Annotated in this window: 7 protein-coding genes and 1 pseudogene; 5 read left to right on the top strand and 3 right to left on the bottom strand. The window is 52.6% G+C overall.

Translation table 11 applies throughout. The features are described 5' to 3' along the window. The coding region (gene yjjX, locus MHN01_RS09085) for an inosine/xanthosine triphosphatase (RefSeq protein WP_239411061.1) at nucleotides 1-438 on the top strand (438 nt) is incomplete at its 5' end. 123 nt (nucleotides 439-561) lie between these two features. On the opposite strand, the gene trpR is transcribed toward yjjX, so the two are convergent. Both trpR and sltY read right to left on the bottom strand, forming a co-directional pair. Then, nucleotides 562-885 carry a trp operon repressor gene (gene trpR / locus MHN01_RS09080; protein ID WP_239411060.1) on the bottom strand — a complete coding sequence of 108 codons (324 nt, stop codon included), beginning with the start codon at nucleotides 883-885 and terminating at the stop codon, nucleotides 562-564. Between the two features lie 82 nt (nucleotides 886-967). After that, nucleotides 968-2899, bottom strand: coding sequence for a murein transglycosylase (sltY, locus tag MHN01_RS09075; protein ID WP_239411059.1), 1932 nt, complete (start codon nucleotides 2897-2899; stop codon nucleotides 968-970). Between the two features lie 202 nt (nucleotides 2900-3101). Here sltY and ettA point away from each other — a divergent pair, with 202 nt between their 5' ends. The 3 genes from ettA (at nucleotide 3102) to MHN01_RS09060 (ending at nucleotide 6335) form a co-directional block, all read left to right on the top strand. Continuing rightward, nucleotides 3102-4769: an energy-dependent translational throttle protein EttA gene (gene ettA / locus MHN01_RS09070; protein ID WP_239411058.1), complete on the top strand. Its 1668-nt coding sequence runs from the start codon at nucleotides 3102-3104 to the stop codon at nucleotides 4767-4769. Nucleotides 4770-4949: 180 nt separating this feature from the next. Then, nucleotides 4950-5327, top strand: coding sequence for a PilZ domain-containing protein (locus MHN01_RS09065; protein WP_239411057.1), 378 nt, complete (start codon nucleotides 4950-4952; stop codon nucleotides 5325-5327). A gap of 12 nt (nucleotides 5328-5339) precedes the next feature. After that, nucleotides 5340-6335 (top strand): M23 family metallopeptidase, encoded by a 996-nt coding sequence (locus MHN01_RS09060; RefSeq protein WP_239411056.1) that lies wholly within the window; start codon nucleotides 5340-5342, stop codon nucleotides 6333-6335. A 120-nt stretch (nucleotides 6336-6455) separates the two neighbouring features. Here the strand turns inward: MHN01_RS09060 and radA are convergent, their stop codons facing one another. Further along, nucleotides 6456-7844 (bottom strand): DNA repair protein RadA, encoded by a 1389-nt coding sequence (gene radA, locus MHN01_RS09055; RefSeq protein ID WP_239411055.1) that lies wholly within the window; start codon nucleotides 7842-7844, stop codon nucleotides 6456-6458. A gap of 147 nt (nucleotides 7845-7991) precedes the next feature. Here radA and MHN01_RS09050 point away from each other — a divergent pair. After that, nucleotides 7992-8472 (top strand): annotated as a pseudogene (locus MHN01_RS09050) (PilZ domain-containing protein); the annotation flags it as partial.

Raw genomic sequence — 8472 nt, 5'->3', positions numbered from 1 at the left:
ACCTTCTCTTTTGAAGGGATCAGTGTCGCCAGCGAGGTTCGCGATCAGCCAATGTGTGCTGACGAGACCCTGTCCGGTGCACGCAATCGAATCACCAATGCCCGCCGTAGCAAGCCTGATGCCGACTACTATGTCAGTATCGAGGCCGGTATCGACGGCGACTTCACCTTTGCCTGGATGGTGATAGAAAACGCCCATCAGCGAGGTGAATCCCGCTCAGCCTCCCTGCCGCTGCCACCCGAGGCCCTGGAGAAAGTCCACCAGGGGATCGAGCTGGGTGATGTCATGGACGAAATGTTCAACCAGCACAACGTAAAACAGCAAGGCGGGGCGATTGCCATGCTGACCAACCACAAGCTCAGCCGCAGCTCGGTCTACCAGCAGGCACTTATCCTGGCCCTGATCCCGTTTATGAACCAGGAACTCTTCCCGGTTTAAATTAAAGCCACCGGCACCAGAGTGCTATAAAAAGCCAGTATCATAAACAGATATAAAAAACCCTGCCGAGTGGCAGGGTAATGTGTCCATACAGCGCACCAGCAAAAAACTGACACTGTGGAATCAAAGCGCCTTCTTGGCACTCTGCTGTTGTAGCAAATCAGACAACCAGGCTTTGGTTGCCTCATCGTGATGCTTCAACTCATTGGATCCGCGGGTAATCGTCGCAACACCCACTCCCAGCAGTTCACTGATCTTACGCTGGCTGCGATCTCCATTTAACAGTTCATGAAGAATATTGACGCGGGATAGCAGCACCGTGCGCTCATCCGGTGTCAGCAGCAATTTCAGCAAGGTATCATCTTTTTGCTCGGTCGCAGCCTGATGCAAAATATCGATCACCTGCTGCCAGTCAGTAAATTCAGGTGTTTCTGGAGTAGAAGACATTTAAACCTCATCAATGAGTACAGTTCTCAGTCAAGATTCTACCTCGTTCTGGATACGCAACCAAGCCGTGGTGACATATCGACTAGTACATGGCTTCTAATTCATTCGGTTTTAACAACGGGTTTTTATCGCCGGTAAGATCGCCATAGTAGACTTCAAACATCAGGATGTTCTGTACATAACCCCGGGTTTCGGTAAACGGAATCGCTTCAATAAACTCAAACACATCCAGTTGTTCATCGGTTTCCTGACGCCAGCGTTTCACCCGGCTCGGACCGGCATTGTAGGCCGCAAAAGCAAAGATGCGGTTGTTGTCGTAACGCTCCAGCATCATCTTCAGATACCCGCTGCCGAGACGAATATTGACGCCGGGATCAAACAGACTTTTCTTGCCCTTGTAGTTGCGTCCGAGCTTTTGTGCGGTCTCCTTCGCCGTAGCAGGCATTAACTGCATCAGGCCACGCGCGCCGACCGGTGATACCGCCTCGACATTGAGGGCACTTTCCTGACGGGCCAGTGCCATCATGGTAGTCGCCGGCAAATCGCGCTTCTTGCTGAAAAAGTCGAACCACCATTTATGGGCTATCGGGAACCGCAGCTCGACGTAATCCCACAGCTGACCGGAGATCGTCGCCTGCACGGCAAAGTGATGCCATTTGTTGGCCGCGGCATAGGTGGCAAGCATCACCACCTCGTCATTATCCATGTGGTCCAGCAGGTAGTGCCATTCCCTGTCCGCGGCGAAAATCTTATCCAGCGCAATCAGCTCCTTGATCCGGCGCAGTGTCTTACCGTACTCGTAGGTCAGCGTCATCGACTGGTTAGGGTTCTTGACCGGATACACAATGGGCTTGTTCAATACCGTGGCGGCCGCAGCACTGTAGAAATCACGCTGGCCGAGAATAGAGCGGTACAGCTCCTCGGCAGCGGCCTCATTTCCCTCTTTGGCCTGTAACTTGGCACGCCAGAAAGTCCAGCGCGTCGAATCCTGAGCCGCCTCGGGCAAGCGATTTATCCAAAGTTCGGTTTCTTTCCAATCTGCCTTGCGAATCGCCACCCGGATCCGGCGCTCCAGCAGATTAGTACTATTCGTGGTAGCCACCTTGTCATCACGCCAGCGTAGTAACGCTTCATCCTCGGTAGAGAACAGTCGGCTGGCAGTATAGTCGGCCAGTAGCTGGCGCTTGTTCTTGGAATAATGCTGGCCGTCCATGGTGCGCTGGTATTGCTTGACGGCCTCCCTGACATCTTTCCGTGCCAGACGCTTGTATGCCAGTACGGTCAGGCTCTGGTTAAACGGCGTTACCTTGCTGCGTTTGGAAAAAGCCGCGACGCCATCGGGGTTGTCGTACAATGCCAGCACTTCCCTGCCCTTGGCTTTCCCGTTCCCCGACAGCTGCTTGTTGAGGTACTTGAGACGATTGCGGTTGCCTTCTTCATACACCAGCAACATACGATCGAGGATCAGGGTATTGGTTCGCTGCCCTGCTTTCTGCCACTTGTTCAAAAGCGGATCGCAGGCATCACTCAGTGATTTGCCGGTCAGCCAGAGCGACTCTGCGCCCTGCCAGGCGACCTCAGTATTGCCCAGTTTGCTTTGGGCATAGTAATAATGGCACTTCAGCACCTCTCCGCGTGGCGGCATCGGCTGCACCTCGACAAAATTCTGCCAGCGCTTGGTGTCGGCCAGATACTCAAGATAACGGGACTTAATTGTGGTGCTAAACGGCAGGCTCTTGTACTCCTTGATAAAGTCTTCTACCTGCTTGGGCGTCTTCATAAACAGCAAACGAGAAAAGTCACGGTAGTCGAGATAGGGGGTAAGAGGGTAATCGTCCAGCTTGTCCCTGAGCTTACGATACTCGTCGATATTGTCCTCTTCCAGCGCAATACCGGCTTGTTCATACCAGTCGCGCTGCTGCTCAAGCTCGGCAGCCAGAGAGGTGGGTGTGGCAACTATGCCTGCTGTGATAATTACAACCGAGAATGCCTTACGAAGAAAATAGCCAATCACAACACAATCCTATTGTGGCCCTGCCAGCAGTGCCAGATCTATCCAATACTATGCTTATTTGCCTGAACAACAAGTGATAACACGATCCAGTAACAGGCTGGTATTTATTCATCTTAAACGCTAATTATGAACAATGCTGTTAAACTTATGTCCAGAACAGGTAAAATACCCCTCCACTTTATATTAGAGATTGCAAACGGATATGGCTGAATACGTCTATACCATGTCGCGCGTGGGCAAAATTGTTCCGCCTAAGCGCCAAATTCTGAAAGATATTTCCCTTAGCTTCTTCCCGGGCGCCAAAATTGGTGTTTTGGGCCTAAACGGTGCTGGTAAATCAACCCTGCTTCGCATCATGGCAGGTATCGATACCGATATCGAAGGTGAAGCTCGTCCACAGGCAGGCCTGAAAGTCGGCTACCTGCCTCAGGAGCCGGTACTGGATGAAGAAAAAACAGTCCGCGAAGTGGTTGAAGAAGCGGTATCAGACGTTAAAGAAGCGCTTGTTCGCCTTGACGCAGTTTACGCCGCCTACGCCGAACCGGATGCCGACTTCGACGTGCTGGCCAAAGAGCAAGGTGAGCTGGAAGCCCTGATCGAAACCAAAGACGGTCACAACCTGGAAATGCAACTAGAGCGTGCGGCCGACGCACTGCGCCTGCCTGAGTGGGATGCCAAGATTAAGGTACTGTCTGGTGGTGAGCGTCGCCGTGTAGCCATCTGTCGTCTGCTACTCGACAAGCCAGATATGCTGCTGCTTGATGAGCCAACCAACCACCTTGATGCTGAATCTGTCGCTTGGCTGGAGCACTTCCTGGTTGATTACAGCGGTACTGTTGTGGCGATCACCCACGACCGTTACTTCCTTGATAACGCTGCAGGCTGGATCCTGGAACTTGACCGTGGTGAAGGTATCCCATGGGAAGGTAACTACACCTCTTGGCTAGAGCAAAAAGATGCCCGTCTGAAGCAAGAGTCATCGCAAGAGAAAGCCCGTCAGAAAACGATCGAGAAAGAGCTTGAGTGGGTTCGCCAGAATCCGAAAGGCCGTCAGGCGAAATCAAAAGCACGTATGGCGCGTTTTGAAGAGCTTAACAACAACGATCACCAGAAACGTAACGAAACCAACGAGCTATTTATCCCGCCAGGTGAGCGCCTGGGTGATAAAGTGCTTGAGGTGAACAACCTGACCAAGTCATTCGGTGACCGCGTTCTGATTGACGATCTGTCTTTCAGCCTGCCGAAAGGCGCTATCGTCGGTATCATTGGTGCCAACGGTGCGGGTAAATCAACCCTGTTCAAGATGCTAAGTGGCGTTGAACAGCCAGACGCGGGTACGATCGAGTTGGGTGACACAGTCAGCCTGGCATCGGTTGACCAGTTCCGTGACAGCATGAATGACAAGAACACGGTATACCAGGAAATATCGGAAGGTGCGGAAATCATCCGTATCAACAACTTCGAAATCCCTGCCCGTGCTTACGCGTCGCGCTTTAACTTCAAAGGTAGCGATCAGCAGAAACTGATTGGCGATCTGTCCGGTGGTGAGCGTAACCGTGTTCACCTGGCGAAGCTGCTTAAAGCCGGTGGCAACATGTTGCTACTCGATGAACCGACCAACGACCTGGACGTAGAAACCCTTCGTGCACTGGAAGAGGCGCTGCTTGAATTCCCTGGCTGTGCCATGGTTATCTCGCACGACCGCTGGTTCCTGGACCGTATCGCAACGCACATTCTTGACTACCGTGATGAAGGTCAGGTTAACTTCTACGAAGGTAACTACACCGAGTACACAGACTGGCTGAAGAAAACGCTGGGCGCACAAGCAGCCGAGCCACACCGTATCAAGTACAAGCGTATTTCCAAGTAAGGGTTATACTCTTTGCTTATCAAAAGGCTGCATAATGCAGCCTTTTTTATAAATAGCCTCTACGATCAGACATTTCAATTGATCTCACTGCCGGACTAGCACATTTTTGTGATCCGATTCCTGGAGAAATGTCGCATTTCTCATTACACTTAAGTCACTAATAATCAAAAAAGTATTGTTATGGCTGAACGACGTCACTTCATACGCATCCTCTACCGGACTCCGGCTAAGCTCCAGCAGGCGCAGGAACAGTGGTCTGCCGAAGTGCGTGATCTGTCGCTACAGGGGATTCTGCTAACCTGCCCGCCGGACTGGACACCCAGACCGGACGAGAACTACTGCATCAGCTTCTGCCTGCATGACTGTGACATAGAGCTAACAATGGATACCCGGCTGGTGCATCACGACAGCGACTATCTGCGCATGCAGATCCTCCATATCGATATCGAAAGCGCCAGCCACCTCAAGCGCCTAGTCGAACTCAATATCGGCACGGATGAACTATTACATCGAGAACTAGAACAACTGGCTGATTTAAAAAAGCACCTTAACGAGTAGTAGTCATTCACCATGTCGGAAAATATCTGTATCTCGGTCTCAGATCACCGAGGCACCTCTCATTACTTGCTCAATCGCTTCAAGAAGCGCTACCTTGCCCTGACAATGAGCCTGATCCTGGCCATCATTGTGGCTGGCAGCTTCAGTGTCTATCAGCTCTATCAGCAGAACCTGCTTTCCAGCCAAAGGCTTAACGAGCTCAACCTCCAGACCAGGCAGCTCACCACCTCGCTGTCTGAAGAAAATGCGGCCAACCAGGCGCTGACCCAGGAGCTGGCTACCAAGAAAGCCGCCCTTGGCATGCTGACCCAACGTATCGATGACGTCGAAACGATCCTCGGGCTGCAAACGGGTGACGGCGATGCACTGCCGCTGGAGCAGCGCGTGGACAGTGCCGCAATCAGCTCGGCAGTCAGGGGAACGCTCTTTAGGCTGCTGCCAAACGGCAGCCCGACGCCGGGGATCAGAATGTCATCCGGTTTTGGTACCCGTATCCACCCGGTAACCGGAAAACGCAAGCGCCACCGCGGGCTCGACTTTGCCGCCAATACCGGCACACCTATCTATGCACCGGCCGATGGCGTTATCGAGGTCACCCGACCGAGTAACAAGGGATCGGGAAACTTTTTAAAACTAAACCACTCACTGGGGTTTGCCACTACCTATTCCCACATGAGCAAGTTCAATGTCAAACGCGGCAAATTTGTTCGTAAGGGGGATTTGATTGGTTGGTCGGGTAATACGGGGCTGTCGACCGGACCGCACCTGCATTACGAGATCCGTTTCCTCGGCCGGGCCCTGAACCCACGCCCGTTTGTCGAGTGGACGCCGGAAAACTTCGAGTCCCTGTTTGAGAAAGAAAAAACCGTGCAGTGGGCCTCACTGCTGGAAATGATCAACAATGTGGTCTCGATGCAGGTTCAGCTCACCCACGCCCCAGAGCCGCTCACACCGATTGAAACGGCAAGCAATCAGGCGCTGGCCTCTGGTGAGCAGCGCAAATTGTAACGCCAGGCTGATTCAAGCAGATACAAAAAACGAGAGCCGAACTGGCTCTCGTTTTGTTTCCGGCTCTGCCCCCTCACGACCATAACTAATCAGCTACAGCCAAACAACTACGACCAACAGCTACATGGCTACACGCTCAAACGCCGTCAGTGCCTCCTGCAGATCTTCCACCGCAATGATTTCGATCCCGTTGACCTTCCGGCTGGCATTGGCCTTTGGCACGACAGCACGGGTAAAGCCCTGCTTGGCCGCCTCGCGGATCCGCTCAAGGCCGTTGGCTGCCGGACGAATATCGGCATTGAGGCCAATTTCGCCAAATACCAGGACATCCTGCGGAATAGGGGCATTCTTGAAGCTGGAGAAAATCGCCAGCAATACAGCCAAATCTGCCGAGGTTTCCTCAATCTTGATCCCGCCGACACAGTTAACGAAAATATCCATGTCCGAGAGCATCACCCCGCCATGGCGAGCCAACACCGCAATCGACATCGCCAAACGGTTGGAGTCATAACCTACCGTCAGGCGACGCGGGTTCTCCGTCACCGAGTTATTGCACAGCGCCTGTACTTCCACCAGCAAAGGGCGCGTTCCTTCCCATAGCGTGGTACACACCGAACCGGCGTGGTTCTTATCGGAACGGCTCAGGAAAATCGCCGACGGATTTTTTACCTGCTTCATACCGGTTTCCGTCATTGCAAAAAAGCATGACTCGGAATCGGCACCAAAACGGTTTTTCGAGGTCCGTAACACCCGGAACTTCTCATCCGATGTTGATGACAATGCAAACAAGCCATCCACGATATGGATCAGCTGCATCGGGCCAGCCACGTTGGAATCTTTGTTGATATGGCCCACAATCATGAAGGTCACACCTTCCGTCTTGGCATAGCGAGTCAGCGCAGCGGCCGACTCTTTGACCTGGCTCGGGCTACCGGCGGCCGACTCGTTATGGGCAACGGTCATCGTCTGGATCGAGTCAATAATCACAAACTCGGCTTTTTGCTGAGTCACATGATTCAATACCTGCTCAACGGAAGTCTCGGCAACCACGCTGATCTTATCGATATTCTGAGTTCCCAACCGCTTGGCACGTTGCGAGATCTGGTGAATCGATTCTTCACCCGATACATACAGGGCGGATTTGCTTGCCGCTACCGCGCCGATACTTTGCAGCAGCAGGGTCGATTTACCCGCACCGGGATCACCGCACAGCAGAAGGACCGAGCCGGGTACAATACCGCCTCCCAGTACGCGGTCCAGTTCGGAAATGCCAGAGCTGAAGCGGGGCAGATCTTTGCTTTCGACTTCAGACAGTTTCTGAATTTTAGTTGCAGCCCCGGCATAGCTGCTTGTGGCGGCCTGAGCCCCAGTCCCGATTGCCGAGCGGGTCTTCGGAACGGTAAATTCTGTAATTGTATTCCACGCGGCACAGGCACTACATTGTCCCTGCCATCGAGGAAAATCCGCACCGCAATCACTACACACATAGGCACGCTTTGTCTTGGCCATGTTTCCCCTTTACTCGTTGATCGTCAGCACACTATTCGCTACTGGAATACCTTTACTGGTACATCCAGCAAGAAATACTAACGACAGACTAAACTTTTGCTGCAAAATGCAGATAATAGACTAAGGACTAATGTATCAGAAAGAGCTATGGTGCTGGACGATTATAAAGGATTGATTGAACAACTTATCCCTGTCTATGACAGTGAGGATTTTGAGGACGTCTTTCAGATGATGACCCAAGAGGCCAGTGGCCCGGCTCGGCTCCAGATCAAAATGGAGCTAAACCGGATCATGGCCCCCTGTCATCAGCTTGTCGATCTTCGCGGCCGGGTCAAAGGGGAATGCCGCCCCTATGAGTTAAACGGCCTCAAACACTGGCTCGATGACGTCGCAATCAATACCTATCACAAGCGGATCAAAGTCTTTGGCGGCAAGTATCGCATCGGGCTATACGAAGCCTTGATGAATACTCGCAACAACTTCCGCGTTCTCCACCAGCAGGAGAAACAAGATACCAATACCGCAGAGCAGCCTCAGCGTGACACCCAGTTTGATGCCAACCTTATACGTTTTGGCCACTATCTGACCCGGGGCGAGAACCGTCTTCAAATCACCACCCAGGTTAACC

Source organism: Photobacterium sp. OFAV2-7, from assembly GCF_022347985.1.
Classification (GTDB): domain Bacteria; phylum Pseudomonadota; class Gammaproteobacteria; order Enterobacterales; family Vibrionaceae; genus Photobacterium.
The sequence above is the reverse complement of the archived record's forward strand: the minus strand, read 5'-3'. Positions and strand labels throughout refer to the sequence as shown.